The sequence below is a fragment of the Streptococcus sp. HMSC074B11 genome, assembly GCF_001808705.1.
Lineage (GTDB): Bacteria > Bacillota > Bacilli > Lactobacillales > Streptococcaceae > Streptococcus.
The window spans coordinates 140,777-163,115 of record NZ_KV794309.1 but is presented as its reverse complement, the minus strand read 5'-3'; the positions used below and the strand labels follow the sequence as shown (position 1 = coordinate 163,115).

At 39.9% G+C, this 22,339-nt stretch carries 19 protein-coding genes and 1 riboswitch; all 19 genes read right to left on the bottom strand.

Features of this window, described 5'->3' with window-relative positions; genetic code table 11:
• Window positions 1-401 precede the first annotated feature (401 nt).
• Complete coding sequence (gene pulA / locus HMPREF2619_RS10205; RefSeq protein ID WP_070461083.1) at window positions 402-2,684, bottom strand: type I pullulanase; 2,283 nt, start codon at window positions 2,682-2,684, stop codon at window positions 402-404.
• Window positions 2,685-2,733: 49 nt separating this feature from the next.
• A complete protein-coding gene (locus HMPREF2619_RS10200; protein WP_070461081.1) occupies window positions 2,734-3,666 on the bottom strand; it encodes a diacylglycerol kinase family lipid kinase in 933 nt (310 codons plus the stop codon).
• 3 nt (window positions 3,667-3,669) lie between these two features.
• Window positions 3,670-5,628, bottom strand: a complete 1,959-nt coding sequence (ligA, locus tag HMPREF2619_RS10195) for an NAD-dependent DNA ligase LigA (RefSeq protein ID WP_070461079.1) — start codon at window positions 5,626-5,628, stop codon at window positions 3,670-3,672.
• 93 nt (window positions 5,629-5,721) lie between these two features.
• Window positions 5,722-6,981 (bottom strand): nucleobase:cation symporter-2 family protein, encoded by a 1,260-nt coding sequence (locus HMPREF2619_RS10190; RefSeq protein ID WP_000813114.1) that lies wholly within the window; start codon window positions 6,979-6,981, stop codon window positions 5,722-5,724.
• Window positions 6,981-7,562 (bottom strand): xanthine phosphoribosyltransferase, encoded by a 582-nt coding sequence (locus HMPREF2619_RS10185; RefSeq protein WP_070461077.1) that lies wholly within the window; start codon window positions 7,560-7,562, stop codon window positions 6,981-6,983. The genes HMPREF2619_RS10190 and HMPREF2619_RS10185 overlap by 1 nt, the downstream gene beginning before the upstream one ends.
• Before the next feature lie 76 nt (window positions 7,563-7,638).
• A riboswitch (purine riboswitch) is annotated at window positions 7,639-7,735 on the bottom strand.
• Window positions 7,728-8,711, bottom strand: a complete 984-nt coding sequence (gene guaC, locus HMPREF2619_RS10180; protein WP_049526681.1) for a GMP reductase — start codon at window positions 8,709-8,711, stop codon at window positions 7,728-7,730. It overlaps the preceding riboswitch by 8 nt.
• A gap of 297 nt (window positions 8,712-9,008) precedes the next feature.
• Complete coding sequence (locus HMPREF2619_RS10175) at window positions 9,009-9,788, bottom strand: L-threonylcarbamoyladenylate synthase (protein ID WP_000160505.1); 780 nt, start codon at window positions 9,786-9,788, stop codon at window positions 9,009-9,011.
• Between the two features lie 27 nt (window positions 9,789-9,815).
• Window positions 9,816-10,409, bottom strand: coding sequence for a 3-isopropylmalate dehydratase small subunit (gene leuD / locus HMPREF2619_RS10170; RefSeq protein ID WP_070461075.1), 594 nt, complete (start codon window positions 10,407-10,409; stop codon window positions 9,816-9,818).
• Window positions 10,410-10,418: 9 nt separating this feature from the next.
• Window positions 10,419-11,801, bottom strand: a complete 1,383-nt coding sequence (gene leuC / locus HMPREF2619_RS10165; protein ID WP_070461073.1) for a 3-isopropylmalate dehydratase large subunit — start codon at window positions 11,799-11,801, stop codon at window positions 10,419-10,421.
• Between the two features lie 3 nt (window positions 11,802-11,804).
• A complete protein-coding gene (locus HMPREF2619_RS10160) occupies window positions 11,805-12,074 on the bottom strand; it encodes a DUF1294 domain-containing protein (RefSeq protein WP_070461071.1) in 270 nt (89 codons plus the stop codon).
• Window positions 12,071-13,108 (bottom strand): 3-isopropylmalate dehydrogenase, encoded by a 1,038-nt coding sequence (gene leuB / locus HMPREF2619_RS10155; RefSeq protein WP_070461069.1) that lies wholly within the window; start codon window positions 13,106-13,108, stop codon window positions 12,071-12,073. The genes HMPREF2619_RS10160 and leuB overlap by 4 nt, the downstream gene beginning before the upstream one ends.
• A gap of 11 nt (window positions 13,109-13,119) precedes the next feature.
• Complete coding sequence (locus tag HMPREF2619_RS10150; RefSeq protein WP_070461067.1) at window positions 13,120-14,682, bottom strand: 2-isopropylmalate synthase; 1,563 nt, start codon at window positions 14,680-14,682, stop codon at window positions 13,120-13,122.
• Between the two features lie 313 nt (window positions 14,683-14,995).
• Entirely contained in the window at window positions 14,996-15,652 is a 657-nt protein-coding gene (locus HMPREF2619_RS10145) for an MmcQ/YjbR family DNA-binding protein (RefSeq protein ID WP_070461061.1), read from the bottom strand.
• Between the two features lie 43 nt (window positions 15,653-15,695).
• Window positions 15,696-16,328, bottom strand: a complete 633-nt coding sequence (locus tag HMPREF2619_RS10140; protein ID WP_070461059.1) for a copper homeostasis protein CutC — start codon at window positions 16,326-16,328, stop codon at window positions 15,696-15,698.
• 93 nt (window positions 16,329-16,421) lie between these two features.
• Window positions 16,422-16,781, bottom strand: a complete 360-nt coding sequence (locus HMPREF2619_RS10135; RefSeq protein ID WP_045763427.1) for a YbaN family protein — start codon at window positions 16,779-16,781, stop codon at window positions 16,422-16,424.
• 212 nt (window positions 16,782-16,993) lie between these two features.
• Window positions 16,994-19,081, bottom strand: coding sequence for a type I DNA topoisomerase (topA, locus tag HMPREF2619_RS10130; RefSeq protein ID WP_070461058.1), 2,088 nt, complete (start codon window positions 19,079-19,081; stop codon window positions 16,994-16,996).
• A gap of 118 nt (window positions 19,082-19,199) precedes the next feature.
• Window positions 19,200-20,057, bottom strand: coding sequence for a DNA-processing protein DprA (gene dprA, locus HMPREF2619_RS10125; RefSeq protein WP_083279658.1), 858 nt, complete (start codon window positions 20,055-20,057; stop codon window positions 19,200-19,202).
• A 112-nt stretch (window positions 20,058-20,169) separates the two neighbouring features.
• Window positions 20,170-21,105, bottom strand: a complete 936-nt coding sequence (gene dapA, locus HMPREF2619_RS10120; RefSeq protein WP_070461056.1) for a 4-hydroxy-tetrahydrodipicolinate synthase — start codon at window positions 21,103-21,105, stop codon at window positions 20,170-20,172.
• Window positions 21,106-21,155: 50 nt separating this feature from the next.
• Window positions 21,156-22,232 (bottom strand): aspartate-semialdehyde dehydrogenase, encoded by a 1,077-nt coding sequence (locus HMPREF2619_RS10115; RefSeq protein ID WP_070461054.1) that lies wholly within the window; start codon window positions 22,230-22,232, stop codon window positions 21,156-21,158.
• Window positions 22,233-22,339: the final 107 nt, after the last annotated feature.

Sequence of the window (22,339 nt, the reverse complement as noted above, 5' to 3'; positions counted from 1 at the left end):
ATCTTCATATAGTTATCTTAACATTTCTAAAATTTTCATAAATGATAATAAGCAGTGGAATTTTCTATCAGCCACTGTTACAAAAATAACTCACATTATCTTTATATAAAATAACTTACTTAAAAAACTGAACGTTTTCAGTTTTTGATAACATAATATTCGTAGATAACTCTTTTTATATAATTTTACCAAATTTTCTGAAATTTTCAACCATTTTTAGTAATTGTTCCATTTTTATTTTTATAGCGGATTGAAATAAGATATGAACAAAGAGATTATGGAAGTCAAATAAATTTCTAAAAACGCTTTAGAATCCTTGGTGGACTATTCTAGATTCAATACACTATATATCTAGAAATATAAAAAAACTCAAGCATAAATCTTGAGTTTTAGGTTATTTTTTACGATAAAACATTCATAACTGCCACACTGACGTCGTCAATAACATTTTCTTGGTCAGAACGGCTATTAGTTACCAACATTTCAAGGTTGCCTGCATTTTCATAGTAATATGAAGCCCCTTTAGCATTGAAAACAACCAAGAAGTGCTCTTCAATTCCCTGAATCTCGTAAACAATCCAACCACTATTTTCAATAGCTGTGTGAACAAAGACATGACGGTAGACTTCTTCATAGGTAGGGTATGAAAAGGCACTAGTTTGTGTTTTAAGACGGATAATCTGACGGACAAACTCGATGCTATCTTGACGCTCATTGATCAGATCCCAGTTGACTTGGTTGACACTATCAGGAGCATTGTAACTGTTCATTGCTCGCTCACGATCTGCATGAGTCAACTCTCCATTTTCGCCCGTAGCTACGAGTTTAGTACGGCCAAACTCTTGCCCCAGTTCCATGAATGCCATCCCTTGCATAAGGAGATTCATAGCCGTTGCTGTTTCTACTTTCTTCATGATGCGTTTATCACTCTCCATCGGATGAAGAGTTTTAAGTAAATCATGCAAATTGTAGTTATCGTGGGCTTCTACATAGTTAAGAACCTGGTTTGGACTGAGGTAAGAACCCAGCTCTCGACTTCCAAGAATAGCCTTTGCGAGGATCGGCTCAGTACCTGCTCCACTGACGAAGCCAGATTTGATAGAGCCATAGACTTCACAACCTTTGACCGCATCACGTTGATTATCATTAAAAAATCCAATGTTTGGCAACTGGTAGGCATTGTCTTTCTTAGCCTTGTCATAAGGAGCAAGACCTGTTCCCATATCCCAACCTTCTCCATACAGGATGATTTTCGGATCAACTTCGTCCATAGCCCAACGAATCATCTGCATGGTTTTGACGTCATGAATTCCCATCAAGTCAAAGCGGAAACCGTCTATATTGTATTCTTTTACCCAGTAGAGAAGAGAATCAATCATATATTTACGGAACATTTCATGCTCACTGGCAGTTTCGTTACCAACTCCTGTTCCATTTTGGTAGGTTCCATCATGGTTCATTCGATAGTAATAATCAGGAACCGTTGTTTGGAATGGTGCATCAACGGTTGAGAAGGTATGATTGTAAACAACGTCCATAATAACACCGATACCAGCATCGTGATAAGCTTGGACCATGGCTTTCAAATCACGGATAGCTTGACCTGGATCATTTGGATTTGTAGACATACTAGTTTCTGGAGCATTGTAGTTTTGTGGATCATATCCCCAGTTATAAGTTACATGTCCATCAGCGTCGTATTCTTTATGACGGTCAGCAATTGGTTGCAACTGAACATAGTTGACACCAAGTTCTTTGATGTAATCAAACGCAGTCGATTGACCATATTGGTTAACTGTTCCAGTTTGCGCTGCACCTAAGAAGGTTCCTCTTAATTCTGGCGCAACACCAGATGTTTCAGACTTAGTCAAATCACGGATATGCATTTCATACACAACTGCCTGGCAAGGATTTTCCAAACGCCAAGTTGCTTCTGTACCATGCTTAACCTCAAAACCTTCTACCTGACGATCTTGGTTTGAGACAATGGCTGAACGTTTTCCATCAGGGCTTGTCGCTATTGTATATGGATCACGAGTTAATGACAGGTGATGAGGAAAGTCAATTTGGTAGTGGTAAGCACGACCTGCTAAGCTTTCTGGAACTGATAAACTCCAAACACCAATTGTATTATACTTGTGACTATAGGAGTAACTATTTCCTCGCTCCATTTCAAAGGTTTTAAGGATAGGTGCGTCGTTACTTGCAGATTCATAGACTACTACTTGGACAGATGTAGCGGTTGGTGCCCATAGGCTAAATCTTGTTTCAGTTTCAGAAACTTGACATCCCAACTCTCCTTGATAACCCCAGTGGTGGTCAAAACTAGCACTATTGATTGCTTTGTCGAAGGCAAAAGGATTTTGGTCTTTATAATGAGTACTTGCAATAGCTGGATTTTCAGAATAATAAACTGTATCATCTCCATCCAAAATCCAAACCTCTGTCAAAAGTGGATAATAATTGAAGCGAATAGGATATTCTTTGTAGACACCATCTTTTTCAACACTAAAAGTCATGGTCTCAAGAGCTACTTCACTCGATTGAGTCAGTGAGAATTTTGCTCCAAAATATTCTTCCTCTTTGATAAGTTCTGCTGAATCTAGAGGCTTTTTGCTGAAACTGCAAGTCTCGTAAGCTTCATCTTTACGATGATAATGAATAAGTACAGGATAATTGTACATGGTTCTCCCTAATTTCTAAATAAATTTGATTTTATATGTGACTAATAATTTATTGATTAAGTGCCTCACGATTCACAAAAAATTCAATGTGATTATGGCACACTTCCAAATCTACTGGTGTGTCGCCACCGTATTCTCCATCAAGATTGAGCATAAATGGCTCTTCCTGATCTAAAGTTTCAATTCGGAGTTTACTAGTTTTCAGATATTCAACATTGACATCTGACACGTGTTGGCCTCCGTTCATGGCCTGAACTAGCAGACTCAACATATCGAAGATTTTATCTGTCTTTACTAGAATAAGCGTAAAATTGCCATCATCCAGTTTGGTATCAGGTGCGAATTGCTCAAATCCACCAATAGAATTGGTCAAGGCAACAAAGACAAGAGAAACTTCTCCTGTAAAAATTCCCCAATCATGGTAAATACGAACAGGACGGGCTTTGGATTTTGGAAACATCTCGAAGCCTTTAGCAACGTAGGCCAGGTAACCCAAACGCGTCTTTAGCTCACTCGGAACACTAAAAGTTAACTCCGTAAGAGTTCCTGCCGCAGCAATATTGATGAAATACTTATCACCAAAGGCACGACCAATATCGATTTGCTTGGTTTCATTTTTAGCAATGATCTTGGCTGCAGCAACTGTATCCCCCATAGGGATTTTCAATGCTCTTGCATAGTCATTGGTAGTTCCAGTAGGAATGATGGCTATCTTTGGACGATGTTCCAGAGGTGCAATTCCATTAACCACTTCATTGATAGTACCATCGCCACCAGCTACCAAAACCAAATCAAAGCCAGCTTTTGCAGCTCTTTCTGCTTCTTTCTGAGCTGATAAGTGTTCAGGTTTGGTCTGAAAAGCACTGGTTTCATAGCCTATGCTCTCTAACACTTCTAGAACTTCTGCGATATTTTGCTTGATAATTTCCTGGCCTGAGGTCGGATTATAAATGAGACGTGCGCGTTTTTTTACTTCTTTCATAGCTTACAAACTCTCAAGCCAAGCTTCATCACGAATCTCTATTCCCAGTTCTTGTGCTTTTTGGAGCTTGCTTCCTGCATCTGCTCCTGCTACAATAAGGTCTGTTTTTTTCGACACACTACCAGTAACCTTGGCTCCTAGACTTTCTAATTTATTTTTAGCTTCTGAGCGATTCAAACGCTCTAGCTTTCCTGTCAATACGACAGTTAGACCAGACAAGGCAGCATTTGCTGCAACTGTCTGTCCTTTGAAGTCTAGATTAACACCTGATTCTTTCAATTCCCTTAAAAGGATTTCAGAACCCTCTGTAGCAAAATAGGTCTGTAGGCTTTGAGCAATGACACTCCCCAAACTTTCAATATTTGCAATTTCTTCAGGATTGGCTTGTGCTAGCGATTCGATTGATTGGAAGTTTTGTAAAAGCAACTGACTTGCCTTACTTCCTACATGACGAATCCCCAAACCAAACAAGAGTTTTTCAGCAGAATTTTCTTTGGATGCTTGAATAGCCTGGTAGAGCTTTTGAGCAGATTTTTCCTTGATACCATCTAGCAAAAGCAAATCTTCCACAGTCAAGCGATAAATATCTGCAACATCCTTAACCAAATTGGCAGCAAACAATTTCTCCACGATTGATGGCCCAAGGCCAGAGATATTCATAGCATCACGCGATGCGAAATGCGTCAAACCTTCCTTGATTTGAGCAGGGCATCGTGGATTGATACAACGAAGAGCCACCTCATCTTCAAAGTGTAACAGCTTACTCTCACAACTTGGACAGTTTGTTGGGATATCTAGTTTTTCCTCCGATACACGTTTAGACTCCACCACTCGTTGAACGGCTGGTATGATATCACCCGCTTTGTAGACAATGACTGTGTCATCCTTACGGATATCCTTTTCAGCGATATAGTCGACATTATGAAGAGTTGCACGACTTACAGTTGTACCTGCAAGTTGCACTGGAGTAAGATTAGCAGTCGGAGTCACAACTCCTGTACGCCCTACTGTCCAGTCAACAGAAAGAAGTTTCGCTTCTTTTTCTTCTGCTGGGAATTTATATGCTACTGCCCATTTAGGTGCTTTGACTGTAAATCCTAGTTGCTCCTGACCAGCTAGATCATTGACCTTAATCACAACTCCATCGATATCATAAGGCAACTGATCTCTTTCTTGACCAATTTCTTGAATAAACGCCCAAACCTCGTCCATACTATGAGCTAATAGACGTCTTTGATTAACTACAAAGCCTAATTGTTCTAAATGTTTCAAAACCTTCTCTTGGCTGTCTCTAGTTGAAGGACTTGCTTCCTGATAAAGGAAGGTTGCAAGATTACGTTTGGCTACTACTCCTGTATCTAACTGGCGAAGGGTTCCTGCAGCAGCATTTCGTGGATTGGCAAATTCTGGCTCCCCGTTTTCTTGACGAGATTGATTGACCTGGTCAAAAGAGGCTCTCGGCATATAACATTCACCACGAACTGTTATATCTATTTTTTCAGATAATGATAAAGGAATGTCTTTCACTCGTTTAAGATTTTCAGTGATGTTTTCACCAATGGAGCCATCACCTCGAGTTGCTCCAGCAACAAAAATTCCCTGCTCATAAGTCAAGGAAATCGATAAACCATCAATCTTCAACTCACAAATATAAGTGACATCATCCAATTCTTTACGAACACGCACATCAAAGGAGTCGAGTTCTTCACGTGAAAAAGCATCTTGCAAACTATAAAGAGGATACTGATGACTATATTTCTCAAATCCATCAAGAATCTTTCCACCAACACGATGTGTCGGACTTTCTGGCAAGACTAGGTCAGGATGAGCTTTTTCTAACTCTACCAGTTCACGATAAAGACGGTCATACTCACTATCAGACACAGATGGATTATCACTTGTATAATACTCTGTCGCATAGCGATTGAGCAGTTCAACGAGCTCTTTCATTCTTTCATTCATAGAACCATTTTACCATAAAAAGGACTCTATAAACAATTCTCAAGCTCTAAAAAAGAAAATGAGAAGGATATTTCTATCACTTCTCATTTATTTTTATTTTTTACGATTCAAAATAGCATTCAAGACGATGGCTACTGTACTTGCAATAACAATACCATTTGAAAAGAACATTTGTAATTCAGTCGGTAAAGTATTGAAGAGATTGCTTCCGTTTAATCCCACCCCAGCAGAGATAGAAACTGCTGCAATGAGGAAGTTGTGTTCATTGTGTTCGAAGTCTACACGCGCCAAGATTTGCATCCCTTGTAGAGATACAAAACCAAACATGACAAGCATGGCTCCACCAAGAACAGGGCTAGGGATAATCTGTGCTAAGGCACCGAACTTAGGCAAGAGACCAAGTAAGATAAGAAAACCTGCAGCGTAGTAGATCGGTAAACGTGTACGAATACCTGATAATTTAACCAAACCTACGTTTTGTGAAAACCCTGTATAAGGGAAAGTATTGAAAAGTCCACCAAGTAAAACAGCAAGACCTTCAGCACGATAACCATTACGAAGACGAGTGCTATCGATTGGATCTTTAGTAATATCAGAAAGGGCAAGATATACGCCAGTTGATTCTACCATTGATACAGTAGCGATAATACACATCATTACAATAGAAGAAATCTCAAATTGTGGAGCACCAAAGTAGAATGGAGTTGGGATATGAACAAGTGGAGCTTCTGCTACTGGAGAGAAATCAACCAAGCCCATAGTCGCAGCGATGATAGTACCTGCAATCAAACCAATCAAAATTGAAATAGATTTGATAAATCCTTTGGTAAAGATATTGACCAAAAGAATAATGAGAACTGTAATCATTGCCAAAGCTAAACTTTGTCCAGTTGGTTTTTCAACGTTATTTCCCATATTTCCGATGGCAACAGGAATCAAGGTCAAACCAATCGTCGTAATGACAGATCCAGTTACGATTGCAGGGAAAAGATTGGCAACCTTAGAGAAGATACCTGAAATCAGGATAACATAAATCCCTGAAGCAATCAAAGCTCCGAACATAGCACCGCTACCATGACTTTGTCCAATCATAATAAGTGGAGCAACAGACTGGAAGGCTACCCCAAGAACAATAGGTAAACCAACACCAAAATGTTTATTGAGTTGCAATTGTAAAAGAGTTGCAACCCCACACATAAAGATATCTGTTGAAATAAGGTAGGTCAACTGTTGAGCTGAGTACCCTAAAGCACTTGCAATCATGATTGGTACTAGGATTGAACCTGAGTACATGGCTAGCAAGTGTTGCAAACCAAGAACGGCTGCCTGTGAGTGGTTTTCCTGTTGTTTCATTAGATATCTGCCTCCTTGAAGATAACTTTTCCATTTTCAAAGCGCTCTAATCGCGCGAGTGATACTACTTGATGACCTGATTTTTCTAACAGTTGACGGCCATCTTGGAAAGATTTTTCAATCACAATTCCGATAGCTTCAACTGTAGCACCAGCCTGTTCAATAATCTGAATCAAACCTTTAGCTGCTTGACCATTAGCCAAGAAATCATCAATAATTAATACTTTATCTTGAGGAGATAAGAACTTACCTGCAATAGATACGGTACTAGTTACTTGTTTAGTGAAAGAATAAACTTCAGCAGTCAAAATTCCTTCATTCATAGTAATATTTTTTGCCTTCTTAGCAAAAATCATGGGTACATCTAACTGTTCAGCCACATAAAGGGCTGGGGCAATTCCAGATGCCTCAATGGTTACGACTTTGGTAATACCAGCATTTTTAAAATGCTCTGCAAAAGTACGACCAATCTCGCGCATTAACTTATAATCAACTTGGTGAGTTAAGAAAGAATCCACCTTAAGAATATTCTCACCTAGAATATTCCCATCTTTTAAAATACGTTCCTCTAGTAATTTCACAATAACCTCCGAAATAAAAAGGGACTTACATAGTAAGCCCCTTAGAAAGATTGAAACAGATATCCCTGCTTCTTTTATCTCTCTTCGACTTACTCATTGTTAGGTATTTACGGTACCTTGTAGAAACGCCACGCCAATTCGCGACATAAATAAGTAATCATATTTTTAGTGAGCATCTCCATTCCAGATAGAGTTCTTCACAATCACATAATCTACATGTCTAAGATCAGCTACCTTTCGACCTCCAGCATAAGAAATCGAACTTTGCAAATCTTGTTCCATCTCAGTTAGGGTATCTTGTAAATGTCCTTTGGCAGGAAGAAGAATTTTCTTACCTTCGACATTCTTATAGGCACCTTTTTGGTATTCTGAAGCGGAACCATAGTATTCTTTAAATTGTTTACCATCGACTTCGACAGTTTTACCAGGGCTTTCGATATGGCCTGCAAATAAAGAACCAATCATAACCATACTTGCACCAAAGCGGATTGACTTGGCAATATCTCCATGTGTACGAATCCCACCATCAGCAATAATCGGTTTACGTGCAGCTTTAGCACACCAGCGAAGAGCTGCCAACTGCCAACCACCAGTACCAAAACCAGTTTTAACCTTAGTAATACATACTTTACCTGGACCGATTCCGACCTTAGTAGCATCAGCTCCAGCATTTTCAAGTTCACGCACAGCTTCTGGAGTTCCAACGTTACCAGCGATGACAAAAGTCTCTGGCAATTCTTTCTTGATGTGCTGAATCATTGAAATAACGCTATCAGCATGACCATGAGCAATATCAATGGTAATGTACTCTGGAGCATCATCCTTTAATTGACTAACAAAATCATACTCGTAGTCTTTAACACCTACTGAGATTGAAGCAATCAAGCCCTGATCGTGCATACGTTTGACAAAAGGAATGCGTCCTTCTTCATCAAAACGATGCATGATGTAAAAATAGCCACCCTTGGCAAGCTGTTCAGCAACATCTTCATCCAAGATCGTCTGCATATTAGAAGGGACAACTGGCAACTTAAAGGTATGTTTCCCCAAGGTCACATGTGTATCAGCTTCTGCTCGACTTTGAAGGACACACTTATTTGGGATTAGCTGAATATCTTCATAGTCAAAGATTGGAAATTCGTTTAACATATATCTCTCATTTCTCTTCTTTAGACCTTCCTAAAGTTAGGAATAGCCTCGTCTTTTCCAGACAATTACTCTAACAAGTTTACATTAATGTCCGTTTTTTGTCAATTATTATGACTGAAAACAAATAATGTTCGTGTTTATACTTATTGATTTAGACAATAAGTAGACATTGAGATGTCTTATGTCTGAAATTGCACTGCCTTAATGATGCTTGCTATAAAACGTTTTTGAAGATAAAAAAGAAAAAGCCTAGTGTAGAGTTTTTCTTCCCTTTCAACACTAGACTTCTTTCTTATTTTAGTAATATTCACCTTGACGGTAATCCCATGAGTTAAAGGTATCTGATAAATGCATCATAATCTTATCAATGTCAAGCCCTTTACGGATAACCACTGGAGCTGGTGAAGTTGAACGTGCTCCACCTTGTTCTGGAATGAGTTTGCCGTCTTTATCTACCATGGAGACCATCACACCTTGCTCGTAGCGAGTTTCAATCGTTTTGTCAGGTTGGATTGATGCCACGTAGTCGTCTGCCTCGATAACAAGGTCCACTGCTCCTTCGATACGTTCTCCGATTCCTTCAACCTTACCACGATTTCCTTTTCCAGAAGGATTTGCAGATGAAGCGTAGACCATTTTTCCTTCTTCCCAGAGTTTAGCAGCCAATTGTTCACCAGCTTTACCAAACTTGATAACGAAACAGCTCGTTCCACGCACGTCAGTCATGAGTTCTTCGCGACCATCACCATATGCTTTAAGTTTTTCAAAGGCTTCTGGTTTCCACGGAAGAATACAACCGAGAAGAATATCTTCGTCCCAATGTTTTTGGTAGAAGGCTTCAATTTCAGGATTTAGCTGTGCTAAAGCGCGAAGCTCATCCATACTACCACAGAGGACTACGCCTGGTTTGTTACGATTACGTTCTTTGGCTTCAAACTTACGCTCAAGTCCAGCCTTATCGCTAGTCATGATGATGTAACCAACCTTAGTAGGACAAACGATACATCCGCCTTCACCTTTTAAAATGTCATAACCTTCTTGTGAAAGTGTTCCGTTCCATTGAATGTGTTTTGTCATAGTTCTATTTCCTTTTCTATTTTTCTTCTAATCCTGCCAGTAGGCTGGTCGTTGTTTTTCATAAGCAGCAATCAAATCTTCATACTGCAAGGTAATACCGATATCATCCAAACCATTTAAGAGTTTGTGTTTCCATTCACTATCGATTTCAAAAGTGAATTCTCCAATTGGTGAGATGATTTTTTGTTGTTCCAAGTCAACCGTCACTTGGTCAGTTGGTTGGAGCTGGGCGAGTTTTTCTCTAACTTCCCTAGGTTGAACAATGGGTAACATGCCATTATTGAGTTCATTATTGTAATGAATATCTCCAAAAGATCCTGCAATTACGACCTTAAAACCATAGTCTGCTAGCGCCCAAGCTGCGTGTTCCCTAGAGGAACCAGCCCCAAAGTTATCTCCTGTGATGAGAATACTCGCCCTGCGATATTCTGGTCGGTTAAAGACAAAGTCTGGATCCTCAGTGTACTTATCGTCCAGATAACGCCAAGCATACATGAGATATTTACCAAAACCTTTCTTGTCAATCAATTTCAGAAACTGCTTGGGTAGAATTTGGTCGGTATCAATATTATCATTCATAAGAGGAACAGTCGTTCCTGTATAAACAGTAAATTTTTCCATATCCTCTCCTTACTGGGCTTCTGGCATTTGTCGAACATCTACGAAGCGCCCTGCAATAGCTGCTGCTGCTGCCATGGCTGGACTACAGAGATGGGTCTTAGCGCCAAATCCTTGTCGATCTTCAAAGTTGCGGTTACTGGTTGAGGCACAGTGAACACCATCTGGTACTTTGTCAGGATTCATTCCTAGGCACATGGAGCAACCTGGGTCTCTCCACTCAAAACCAGCATCTTGGAAAACCTTATCCAAGCCCAACTTTTCAGCAGCTCGCTTGACTGGTCGAGAACCAGGTACCACAATAGCTGTTAAGTTAGGGGCAATCTTCTTCCCTTCGACAAATCGAGCAGCCAGTTGCAAGTCACTGAGCCGAGCATTGGTACATGAACCTATAAAGATATAGCCTAATTCAATATCTGCTGGCTTTTGACCAGGCTCCAAATCCATGTAATTGTAGGCTCGTTCATCATTCATATCCTTAATTTCTGGGAAACTACTGTCAAAACCAACCCCCATAGCAGGATTGGTTCCCCAGGTTACCATGGGAGCCAAGTCTGAGACATCCATCCGGATAACCTTATCATAAACGGCATCGTCGTCGCTAACAAGCCTTTTCCAATCAGCTACTGCTGCATCAAAATCTTTGGGTACACACTCTCGTCCCTTTAAATAGTCAAAAGTGGTCTGATCTGGATTCATAATTCCCATCTTAGAGCCAAACTCAATGGACATATTGCAGATGGTCATTCGCTCTTCCATGCTCAGTGCATCAATAGCCTGACCTCGATACTCCACCACGTAGCCAACACCACAAGCAACACCGTACTTGGCAATCAAGGCTAAAATAAAATCTTTGGAATAGACTCCTTTTTTAGGGACACCAGTGAATTCTACCAACATTTTCTTGGGTTTAACCTGCCAAATGGTTTGGGTTGCAAAGACATGTTCGACCTCACTGGTTCCAATTCCGAAGGCAATCGCTCCAAAAGCTCCGTGGGTAGCTGTATGGCTATCTCCACAGACAATGAATTTCCCAGGTTGTGTTCTTCCTGTTTCTGGACCAACCATATGAACGATACCTTGTTTTTCTGAACCGTGGGCAGCATGTTCGATTCCAAACTCTTCAACATTTTCAGCTAACTTATCAATCTGTGCTTTGGAAATTACATCTCGAATATCATATATATTGACCGTCGGGACATTGTGGTCAAAGGTCCCAAATGTTAAATCGGGTCGTCTCAATCTACGTCCTGCATCTCGCAATCCTTGAAAAGCTTGAGGACTGGTCACCTCGTGAATATAGTGCTGATCTACATACATGAGTTGAGGCTGTCCTTCTTCTCCTGTAATCACATGGAGGTCCCATAATTTATCAAAAATTGATTTTCCTGCCATCCATTACCTCCAAATAAAATATAAGGCTACTAGCGTAGGCACCATTCCTAGAAACCAAACTGTTTTAAAATACCATTTTCTAGTCTTGTGATGAAAAACGATTCCTGCTAGACAGGCACCAAAACCACCACAAGCAAAGGCTAAAATGAGTAAGATTTTCTCTGGGATGCGCCAAGCTCTTCTCCTTGCCTTAAATTTGTCAATGCCATATATCAAGAAAATGATGAGATTCCAAATCAGGAGGGCAAAAGTAATTCCTTCGTTTAGTTTCATAGTCTTGCGATAATGGCTTCCGTCATTTCCTTGGTAGAAGCCTGTCCTCCTATATCTCTCGTTAAAATTCCTGCAGCTAAAGTTGTTTCAACAGCATCTTCGATACGGTCAGCATCCTCATATCGTCCAAAACTATCACGCAACATCATAGCAACTGATAAAATCATAGAAATAGGATTGGCAATTCCTTTACCTGCAATATCAGGCGCCGAACCATGAATCGGTTCATAGAGACTCGGACCATCTTCAGAGTGGCTGGCTGATGGCATAACCCCGAGTGTACCTGATAGAACACTTGATTCATCAGATAAGATATCTCCGAAAAGATTCTCTGTCACAATAACATCAAATTTGGATGGATTTGTAATCATGAGCATGGCAGCCGAGTCGACCAGCTGGTGCTCCAGGGTTACATCGGGGAAACCTTTCGCGACTTCTTCAGTCACTTTCCTCCAGAGTTTTGAGGTCGCTAGAACATTTTGCTTATCAATACTGGTAAGGATTTTTCTCCGACTTCTTGCAATTTCAAAAGCCTTACGAATAATCCGCTCTACTTCTTCATAGCTATAGTCATTGATATCACGCGCTTTTTTCTCTTCAAGAATATGATCACCAAAGTAAATCCCACCTGTCAACTCACGTACTACTACAAAGTTAACACCAGTTATTCGTTCTGGCTTAAGAGGTGATAAGTGCTTGAGACTCTCAAATATTTTAATAGGACGAATATTAGCATAGAGATTGAGTTCCTTTCGGAGAGCCAAAAGTCCTTGTTCGGGGCGAACTGGAGCATCATCATACTGAGGACTACCAATTGCAGCGAGTAGAATAGCATCCGCTTCTCTAGAAGCCTTGAGCGTTTCGTCTGGCAAGGGATGTCCTGTAACATCAATACCTGCACCTCCAAAAGGTCGTCTATCTATCTCATAGTCAAAGCCTGTTTTTTCGGATATAGATGCTAGAACTTCTAAACCAGCTTCCATGATTTCTGGGCCAATACCATCACCTGCTAGGGCAACTATTTTCCTTGTCATAGCTTTCTCCTTTACACGCTAGGCATGTCTCGATAGGAAACTGTTGTTCCCATCTCGCCAGCATTCTCTTTTTGAACAAAGGTATTAGCATTGATGTAGGCAATAGCTGAAGCTTTCAGCACATCGAAATCAAGCCCGGCTGCGTTAAAGATAGTCTCTGTATCTCTGTTTTCAACAGTGACCAATACACGTGCCTGTGCATCAATCCCATCAGTTACCGCATCAATCGTATAGGATACTAAGCGAACCGATTGGTTAAAGAACTTGTCGATAGCATTAAAGATAGCTTCAACAGAACCTTGACCTGTAGCTGTAAAGTCGACCTTCTCACCATCCATATTTGCTAGACTAACAAGTGCTTCAATTGTGTTATCTGTATGGGTTTGAAGTTGCAAGTCATCAAAGTGAAAGCCTTCTGGATTTTCGACCATGGTTCCAGCTACCAGAGCTCGAATATCAGCATCAGTGATTTCGTGCTTCTTATCTGCCAAGGCCTTGAACTTAGCAAAAAGTGGTTTGATGTCTTCGTCTGTAAAATCTAGGGCTAAGTCTCTCAGTTTTTCTACAAAGGCATGACGACCAGACAATTTACCGAGCGGAAGACTGTTACTTTTGACACCAACCAATTCAGGTGTGATGATTTCATAAGTAAGAGGATTTTTAAGAACGCCATCTTGGTGAATACCTGATTCGTGAGAGAAGGCATTTCCTCCAACAACCGCCTTATTTTTTGGAACTGGAATTCCTGAGAAGCGAGAGACCATTTCGGACGTATTAATCGTTTCGTTTAGGACGATACTTGTCTCTGCTTGATAATAATCTTGTCGAATATTGAGGGCTACTGCTATTTCTTCTAAAGCAGCATTCCCAGCTCGTTCTCCAATACCGTTAATGGTTCCTTCAACACGCCCCGCACCATTTTTAACAGCAGCAAGGCTATTTGCAACTGCCATTCCAAGGTCATCGTGACAGTGAGGCGAATAGATAATCTGACGGTCGGTTTTAACATTGTCAATCAGATACATGAAGATATTCCCATATTCCTCTGGTGTGGTAAAACCAACCGTGTCAGGAATATTGATATAGGTTGCCCCTGCGTCTACCGCTGTTTGAACGACTTGTAGGAGAAAATCCAACTCAGTTCTAGTCGCATCTTCAGGAGAGAATTCTACTACTTCAAATTTACAACGTGCATAGGAAACATGCTCTTTAATAGCTTCCAAAATTTCCTCTTTGCTTTTATTCAACTTAAATTCACGATGGATAGGACTAGTAGCGATAAAAACATGGATTTGTGGATACTTAGCATCCTTAAGTGCTTCATAACAAGCGTCAATATCTGATTTAACAGAGCGAGCTAAACCAGTCACTGCTGTTTTCTTCAAGACTTTTGCAATTTCCTGAACTGCAGTAAATGAGTCAGGACTAGCTGCTGGAAAACCAGCTTCAATTGCCGAAATTCCCCATTTTTCCAGTTGTCTTGCTATGGCAATCTTTTCCTTAATAGAAAAATTAACACCTGGTGTCTGCTCACCATCTCGAAGGCTAGTATCTAGAAATTCAACTGTTCTCATAAGATTTCCCCTTTTCTAAATTTGGTTTAAAAAAACATCTCGCTCGGAGTTCCAAGCGAGATGTTGATTTACTCCCGCTTGGTAAGCCAAACAGGACTAATGCTTCTGCACTAGCCCGAGTACCTCAACAACAAAGCAAATTGATTAAACTTAGCTGTTTTCATGTTTGACTTTCTCCTTCGTTTGATATCTTGTTTAGTATTTTAGCATAGGAAAAAACACATGTCAAGAAAAAATCCAATATTTTCTGAAAATTTCTTCAGTAAAGAATATTTTGCTAATTGAAAGTATTTGAAAAATCAAGTAAATCTAATTACTTTTTCAAGGTCAAGTTCCAGCTTTTTTCGATCAATTCTAGCATCTCTTCATCTGATAAACTGTCATCCAGTGGCACACTAATCCAGTAGCGCTTGTTCATATGAAAGGCTGGATAAATCCCTTTTTTTACCAACAAATCAGACACTTGATCATGTTTGAGATTGACTGCTTCCACTAACCCTTCTCTGCCCTTTTCAAGCTTATCCCAAGAAATCTTCATAAGAACCGCATACCACTTCTGATTATTTTCATGGCGCAAAACAGCTGTATCAGGCGATTTCTCCCATAGATATTCTAATTGATTCCCATACTTTTCTTGAACAAGCGCCATGATTCTCTTGGTCTGTGAACAGAGAAATTCCTGTACCTCAAAACAGGCCTTTCTAATATCAAAAAGTTCCTCTAGACATGCCTCTCGAACGCTTCCGACAAAAGTACCTCTCATACTTTCCATGTGGACTTGAGGATAGAGTTCGCCAGTTTCTTGGTCATAAATATGAAAACTTAAGTCCCCATCCTCAACTGTAACCATCATGAGAAAATATCCCTGCAAGATAGTCGAACTATAGGTCCATACACCTTGATTTTCTACAAATCCATACTCTTTAGCCTTTTTACTATTAAACTGATAAGCTTTAAAAATTTCAAACATAAGCGAAAACTGCTACCAAAAGCTAGCAGTTCCTTTCTATTTTTTAAAAGACAACCTTAGTTCCATGTAATTGTGTCACGCCCAGTTGGTCAATAAAGGTTTGACGGTTGTCCATGTCAATCCCCCCACCAGGTAAAATTTCAATTTTTCCTGCAGCGTGTTCTAGGATTCTGTGATAGTGCGCAAAACGTTTCTCTAGAGAATCGCCAGATAGGCCAGCACGAGTCAGGATGCGTGCCACTCCAGCTTGGCTGAGCCAATCAATAGCTTCTAACTGATCTTGGTCGCTCAATTCATCAAATGCCATATGGAAAACAATTTCCATACCTTTAGATGCAGCAATCAATTTTTCAAGATTGGCCTTGTCCAACTTCTTATCAGCAGTCAATGCACCAAAGACAACGCCTTGACTTCCTGCTTGAGCAGTTAGAGCAATATCCTCAAGCATGATAGCAACTTCTAAATCATTGTAGACAAAATCACCACCACGCGGGCGAATCATAGTCATAATGGTCGTATCGTAGTCGGCCGCCAGTTCCACAGCTGCCTTTGTCACTCCGTAGCTTGGAGTTGTTCCACCAACTGCTAGATTATCACAAAGCTCGATACGGCGAGCTCCTGCCTGCATAGCTTTTTCAAGCAAGGTTACATTTTCAGCACAAAATTCGTAAATCATTTGATTCTCCTTGAAGATTAGTTTAAATTTATTATATCATATTATTTTGAATATGTTTTTATTTTTATCAAGGGAAATCGTTACTTATTAAAGCTATTCTTTATCAGGAATAACCTTAAAAAGATAGTAGGTAATAAAGATGGTTAAACATCCCAAACCGATTTTGACTGGTAAAAGAGGCGCAAAATAAATGGAAATTCCCATCAAGATATAAATCGATACAATAATCTTTTTCTTACGTTCACGCGCAATAGACTTGGTCTCACGAAAGTCCGCTACGTAAGTCTGATAAAGTTTGGTATGATAAAGCCAATCTTCAAAACGCTTGGAACTTCTGGAAAAACAAGCAATAGACAACAGAAGAAAAGGAGTCGTAGGCAACAGGGGCAAGACAACTCCAACAATAGCCAGAGCTAATGACAGAAATCCAATAATCAGATAGATAATACGCATAACTTCTCCTAGTTAATACTCTTCGAAAATCAAATTCAAACCACGTCAGCTTCACCTTGCCGTACTCAAGCACAGCCTGCGGCTAGCTTCCTAGTTTGCTCTTTGATTTTCATTGAGTATAAAATAATCTTCTTCTAGTTTCGCATACAATGATGAATTTTGTCAAGCTTTTACTAAAAAGAGCCTGAAATTTACTTTCAGGACTCATTTTTTTATTTGATTTTTTCTTCTTCGTAATCACCATTGCTACAAACGATTTGCTTACCCCCACCACGGACTTTTTTCTCCATGAGGAAGTTTCCACATTTTGGACAATCTCGCCCTACAGGCTTGTCCCAAGAAGTGAATTCACACTCTGGATAGCGATTGCAACCATAGAAGATACGATTACGCTTAGTTTTTCGTTCAATAATTTGTCCTTGATGACAGCTTGGACACTCAACACCAATCTCTTTCACGATTGCTTGGGTATGACGGCAATCTGGGAAATTGCTACAAGCGTAGAACTTACCAAAACGACCAAGTTTAATGACCATTGGACTGCCACACACTTCACAATCAAATCCAGCTGGTTCATCCTTGATCTGGATTTTTTCCATTTCCTCTTCGGCTTTGGCAACCTCTTTAGAGAAGGGTTTGTAAAATTCATCAATGACTCGTTGCCATTGTTCGTTACCGACTTCGACATCATCTAGTTTACCTTCCATTTCAGCTGTAAAGGTTACATTGACGATATCTGGGAAGTATTCAACAATCAGTTTATTGACAATTTCTCCCAGTTCTGTCGGTTCAAAACGCTTGGCTACCAAACGCACATAATAGCGCTTTTGAATGGTTTCAATAGTGGGTGCATAAGTTGATGGACGTCCAACACCATTTTCTTCCAAGGTCTTAATCAGTGTTGCTTCCGAATATCGAGCTGGTGGTTGAGTGAAGTGCTGCTCAGGTTTACTATTGACCTGTTTGACCACATCACCAACTGCCATGTCTGGCAACATCTTATTCTTATCTGAGTCATTGTAAATGGCCAAGTAACCATCAAACTTAACTTGACTACCATTTGCTGCAAATTGAACTCCATTTTGAGAGAGCTTAACAGCCATGGTATCAAAGATGGCACCAGTCATCTGACTCGCTACAAAACGGTTCCAGATAAGGGTATAGAGTTTTAGTTGGTCTTTGTCTAAGTATTTAGCAATTTTTTCTGGCGTGTTAAAGACACTTGATGGGCGAATAGCCTCATGGGCATCTTGAGCACCAGTAGCATTTTTGACCTTGCTACCATGCTTAGAATACTTACTACCAAAACGTTCATTGATGTAGCTTGCAGCTTCATTTTGTGCAACTGGACTGATACGAGTCGAGTCTGTACGCATATAGGTGATCAAACCTTGGACGCCCGTACCAATATTAATCCCTTCATAGAGTTGCTGGGCAACCATCATGGTCTTTCGAGTACGGAAATTGATTTTATTAGCTGCATCCATCTGCATAGTTGAGGTAGTATAAGGTAGTGGAGCGTTACGCTTGCGCTCTTTTTTATCTACCTGATCCACTGTAAAGTCTTTGCTGGATAGGTGAGACAAGACTTCTTTGACCTCTTCATTACTAGTCAATTTCATCTTCTTGCCATTCATTCCATAGAAGGATGCTTGGAATTGCTTAGTCCCCTTTTTGAAGATTCCATCAATAGTCCAATATTCTTCTGGTTGAAAAGCATTGATCTCATTTTCACGGTCAATGATTAACTTGAGCGCAACAGACTGAACACGGCCAGCTGATAAGCCCTTCTTGACCTTTTTCCATAAAATTGGTGAAATAGAATAACCTACCAAGCGGTCCAAGACACGACGGGCTTGTTGGGCATCCACCAAATCCATGTCAATCTTACGAGGTTCTTTAAAGGCATTTTTTACCGCATCCTTGGTAATCTCGTTGAAAACAACACGGTTAGCATCATTTTTATCTAGATTCAGAATATGAGCTAAATGCCAAGAAATTGCTTCTCCTTCGCGGTCCGGGTCACTTGCGAGAAAGACTTTACTGGCTTTTTTAGCTTCTTTTTTCAAGTCATTGATCAGAGGACCTTTCCCACGAATATTGATATATTGGGGTTCATAATTATTTTCTACATCGACTGACATACTGGATTTTTTCAAATCACGAATATGACCAACACTGGCTAAAACCTTATAATTTCTACCCAGGTATTTCTCAATCGTTTTAGCCTTTGCAGGCGACTCCACGATTACTAGATTTTTTTTAACTGTTGATTTTTTTTTCTTTGTTGCCGTAGCCACAGTATCACACCTTTTCAAAGTAATAAACTTTATAAAGTGTAAACCATTTTTAAAAACCTGTCAAGACTTAACTCTTATATATAGAAGAAAAGTTTAACCGATAAAATCTTACTAGTTCTTAAAATTCAAATTCTGCTAGCACATCCTGACCACTCGAAACAAGTTTTGCACCTTCTTGAACCAAGTGATGACAACCATCTGAACGACCATCTAAAATGCTACCCGGAATAGCAAAAACATCTCTTCCTTCTTCCATAGCTCGCTCACAGGTAATCAAACTACCAGATCTCATCTTTGCTTCAGCAACTATAACACCCATACATAGGCCAGCAATAATCCGATTTCGAGCTGGAAAGTGATATTTCAAGGGTTCTTCACCAGGTCCATATTCACTCAGTAGCAAATGATATTCACCAATGTAGTCCTGCAGTCGTTTATTAGATCGAGGATAATAGACATCCAAGCCAGTCCCTATAACTGCAATAGTTTTTCCACCACCTTGAAGAATAGACATATGGGCTGCAGTATCAATCCCTCTAGCAAGGCCACTGACAATGACTAGTTCATTCTCCAGTTCTTCAATAACCTTGCGGACCGATTTTGTCCCTGTTTGACTACAAGAGCGACTGCCTACAACTGCAATCTTAGGCAACTTTAAGAGATTTAAATCGCCCTTATAAAATAACAATACTGGAGCATCATAGATTTCACTGAGAGCAAAGGGATAGACATCGTCTAGAATGGAAAATGAGGGAAATTTTTCAAAGTCACTTCTTAATCTCTCCATACTTTCAAAGGTGAGTTTATGGTAACGTTCCATAAAAACCACTGGATTTCTACACTCAGATGCTTCTGCTATCGTTTCTAAGCTTAATTCCTGATCATAAATTTCTCCATATTGAAGAACCTTTAAAACCTGTTGATTACTCAGACCTGCTTGTTTTAACTTATAAATCTCAAAATTATCAATCTTAATTTTCATGATAGACTCCTTATTTTTCTCTCTATCTATTTATTCGTAAAAAAAGAAAAAAACTTCCCAACAAATTGACTTGTTTAGAAAGTTTCTATCATTAATAATGAAAATTTTAGTAATCAGGACGAAGAACTCCGGTGACAGTTGCCTTGGTTGCTTCGTAATCCCCATCAATAACAACCTTGATAATGCGTTTAGCATCCTCTTCAGGCGCAGGAACCAAAGGTAGACGAGTAGGCCCAGCTTCGAATCCCATATAGTTGAGTACTGCCTTAACAGGTGCCGGACTCGGGTAAGAGAATAGAGCATTAACCTTAGGAATAAATTTACGTTGAATAGCTGCCGCTTTCTTCATATCACTTTCTTCGATTGCAGTGAACATTTCATGCATCTCATCCCCATTAGTGTGGGAAGCAACAGATATAACTCCGTCTGCGCCAAGGTTCATAGCATGGAAAGCATCTCCATCCTCACCAGTGTATACCAAGAATTCTTCTGGCTTATGCTCAATCAAGTAAGCCATATTGGCAAGACTGGTACATTCCTTAACACCAATGATATTTGGATGTTCCGCCAAACGAAGTAAGGTATCTGGAGTCATTTCTACAACTACACGACCTGGAATGTTATAGATAATGATAGGTAAATCAGATGCATCTGCAATAGCTTTAAAGTGTTGATACATACCTTCTTGGGGTGGCTTATTGTAGTAAGGAACAATCGCAAGACCAGCCGCAAAACCACCAAATTCCGCTACTTCTTTGACGAACTCGATAGAGTCACGTGTATCATTGGTACCAACACCAGCAATTAAAGGAACACGGCCATTGACAACCTTTTGAACAGCCGCAAACAACTGCAACTCCTCATCGTGAGTTAGAGTCGGACTCTCAGCAGTTGTTCCTGCTAGGAGAATTCCGTCTGTATGATGTGCTAATAAATGTTCAATCAACTTTGGAATGGCATCGAAATTGATTGACCCATCTTCATGAAAAGGAGTAATAAAGGCCGTGATAATTTTACAATCTTTTAAATCTTGATAAGACATACAAAACACCTCTCTATTTTAAAGAAGGAGTTCAAATGAACTCCTACACATTATTTCAATTCAAATTTTAATTCAGCTGTTGGGCGTACTAGACCACGTTCGTGAAGTGTTTCTGCGATTTGAACTGAGTTCCAAGCTGCACCTTTAAGAAGATTATCAGAGACTACCCACATATGAATACCTTTTTCTGCATCCAAGTCTTTACGGATACGTCCAACGAAAGTATCACGTGAACCAACAGCATTGACAGCTTGTGGGTAAATTTGGTGAGCAACATCATCTTCAAGAACTGCACCTGGGAAGGCAGCAATAGCTGCTTTCACTTCTTCAATTGGGGCCACTTCTTTTGTTTCAATATAGACTGACTCAGAGTGAGCTGACAAAACTGGAATACGTACACATGTTGCTGATACGGCAATGCTATCGTCTTCCATGATTTTCTTGGTTTCGTTTGTCATCTTCATCTCTTCGTAAGTGTAGTCATTATCTGTGAAAACATCAATTTGAGGAAGGGCATTAAAAGCAATTGGATAGTGTTTCTTATCGCCACCTGAAGGTAAGATTTCCGCATGCACATCACGTGGATTAACACCGTCATTCAAGACTTCACGAAGCTCACGTTGGGTTTCAAGAATTGCTCCCATACCAGCACCTGAAACTGCTTGATAAGTTGATACGATAATACGGTCCAAGCCCCATTTCTGACGAACTGGTTCAAGAGCTACCATCATTTGAATAGTTGAACAGTTAGGACAAGAGATGATTCCGTTATGAGCATCAAGGGCGTGAGCATTCACTTCAGGAACAATCAATGGTACATCTGGATTTTGACGGAAGTAAGAAGTGTTATCTACGACGACTGCTCCTGCTTTTACAGCATAAGGTGCGTATTTTGCAGAAGTTGATCCACCAGCTGAGAAAAGAGCAATATCAACTCCTTCAAAAGCGTCTTCTGTTGTTTCTTCGATGGTCACATCTTGACCTTTGAATTGCAAGACCTTTCCTGCAGAACGTGCAGACGCAAGGTAACGAATCTTATCGATCGGAAGAGTTGATTCTTCCAACATTTTGATCATTTGAGCACCAACGGCACCTGTAGCGCCGACAACAGCAACTGTGTATCCCATAACAAACCTCTTTCGGAATTTTCTAAAAATTTCTATAATAGAAACATTATACTACTTTTTACCAAAATTGAAAAGTCTTTTTCCTATCTATTTTCTGAAATTGACAA

What these genes read in the sequence shown, in the direction of transcription:
- pulA (WP_070461083.1), bottom strand. Translation starts at nt 2,684, where the DNA reads ATGTACAATTATCCTGTACTTATTCATTATCATCGTAAAGATGAAGCT.
- HMPREF2619_RS10200 (WP_070461081.1), bottom strand. Translation starts at nt 3,666, where the DNA reads ATGAAAGAAGTAAAAAAACGCGCACGTCTCATTTATAATCCGACCTCA.
- ligA (WP_070461079.1), bottom strand. Translation starts at nt 5,628, where the DNA reads ATGAATGAAAGAATGAAAGAGCTCGTTGAACTGCTCAATCGCTATGCG.
- HMPREF2619_RS10190 (WP_000813114.1), bottom strand. Translation starts at nt 6,981, where the DNA reads ATGAAACAACAGGAAAACCACTCACAGGCAGCCGTTCTTGGTTTGCAA.
- guaC (WP_049526681.1), bottom strand. Translation starts at nt 8,711, where the DNA reads ATGTTAAACGAATTTCCAATCTTTGACTATGAAGATATTCAGCTAATC.
- HMPREF2619_RS10175 (WP_000160505.1), bottom strand. Translation starts at nt 9,788, where the DNA reads ATGACAAAACACATTCAATGGAACGGAACACTTTCACAAGAAGGTTAT.
- leuD (WP_070461075.1), bottom strand. Translation starts at nt 10,409, where the DNA reads ATGGAAAAATTTACTGTTTATACAGGAACGACTGTTCCTCTTATGAAT.
- leuC (WP_070461073.1), bottom strand. Translation starts at nt 11,801, where the DNA reads ATGGCAGGAAAATCAATTTTTGATAAATTATGGGACCTCCATGTGATT.
- HMPREF2619_RS10160 (WP_070461071.1), bottom strand. Translation starts at nt 12,074, where the DNA reads ATGAAACTAAACGAAGGAATTACTTTTGCCCTCCTGATTTGGAATCTC.
- leuB (WP_070461069.1), bottom strand. Translation starts at nt 13,108, where the DNA reads ATGACAAGGAAAATAGTTGCCCTAGCAGGTGATGGTATTGGCCCAGAA.
- HMPREF2619_RS10150 (WP_070461067.1), bottom strand. Translation starts at nt 14,682, where the DNA reads ATGAGAACAGTTGAATTTCTAGATACTAGCCTTCGAGATGGTGAGCAG.
- HMPREF2619_RS10145 (WP_070461061.1), bottom strand. Translation starts at nt 15,652, where the DNA reads ATGTTTGAAATTTTTAAAGCTTATCAGTTTAATAGTAAAAAGGCTAAA.
- HMPREF2619_RS10140 (WP_070461059.1), bottom strand. Translation starts at nt 16,328, where the DNA reads ATGATTTACGAATTTTGTGCTGAAAATGTAACCTTGCTTGAAAAAGCT.
- HMPREF2619_RS10135 (WP_045763427.1), bottom strand. Translation starts at nt 16,781, where the DNA reads ATGCGTATTATCTATCTGATTATTGGATTTCTGTCATTAGCTCTGGCT.
- dapA (WP_070461056.1), bottom strand. Translation starts at nt 21,105, where the DNA reads ATGTCTTATCAAGATTTAAAAGATTGTAAAATTATCACGGCCTTTATT.
- HMPREF2619_RS10115 (WP_070461054.1), bottom strand. Translation starts at nt 22,232, where the DNA reads ATGGGATACACAGTTGCTGTTGTCGGCGCTACAGGTGCCGTTGGTGCT.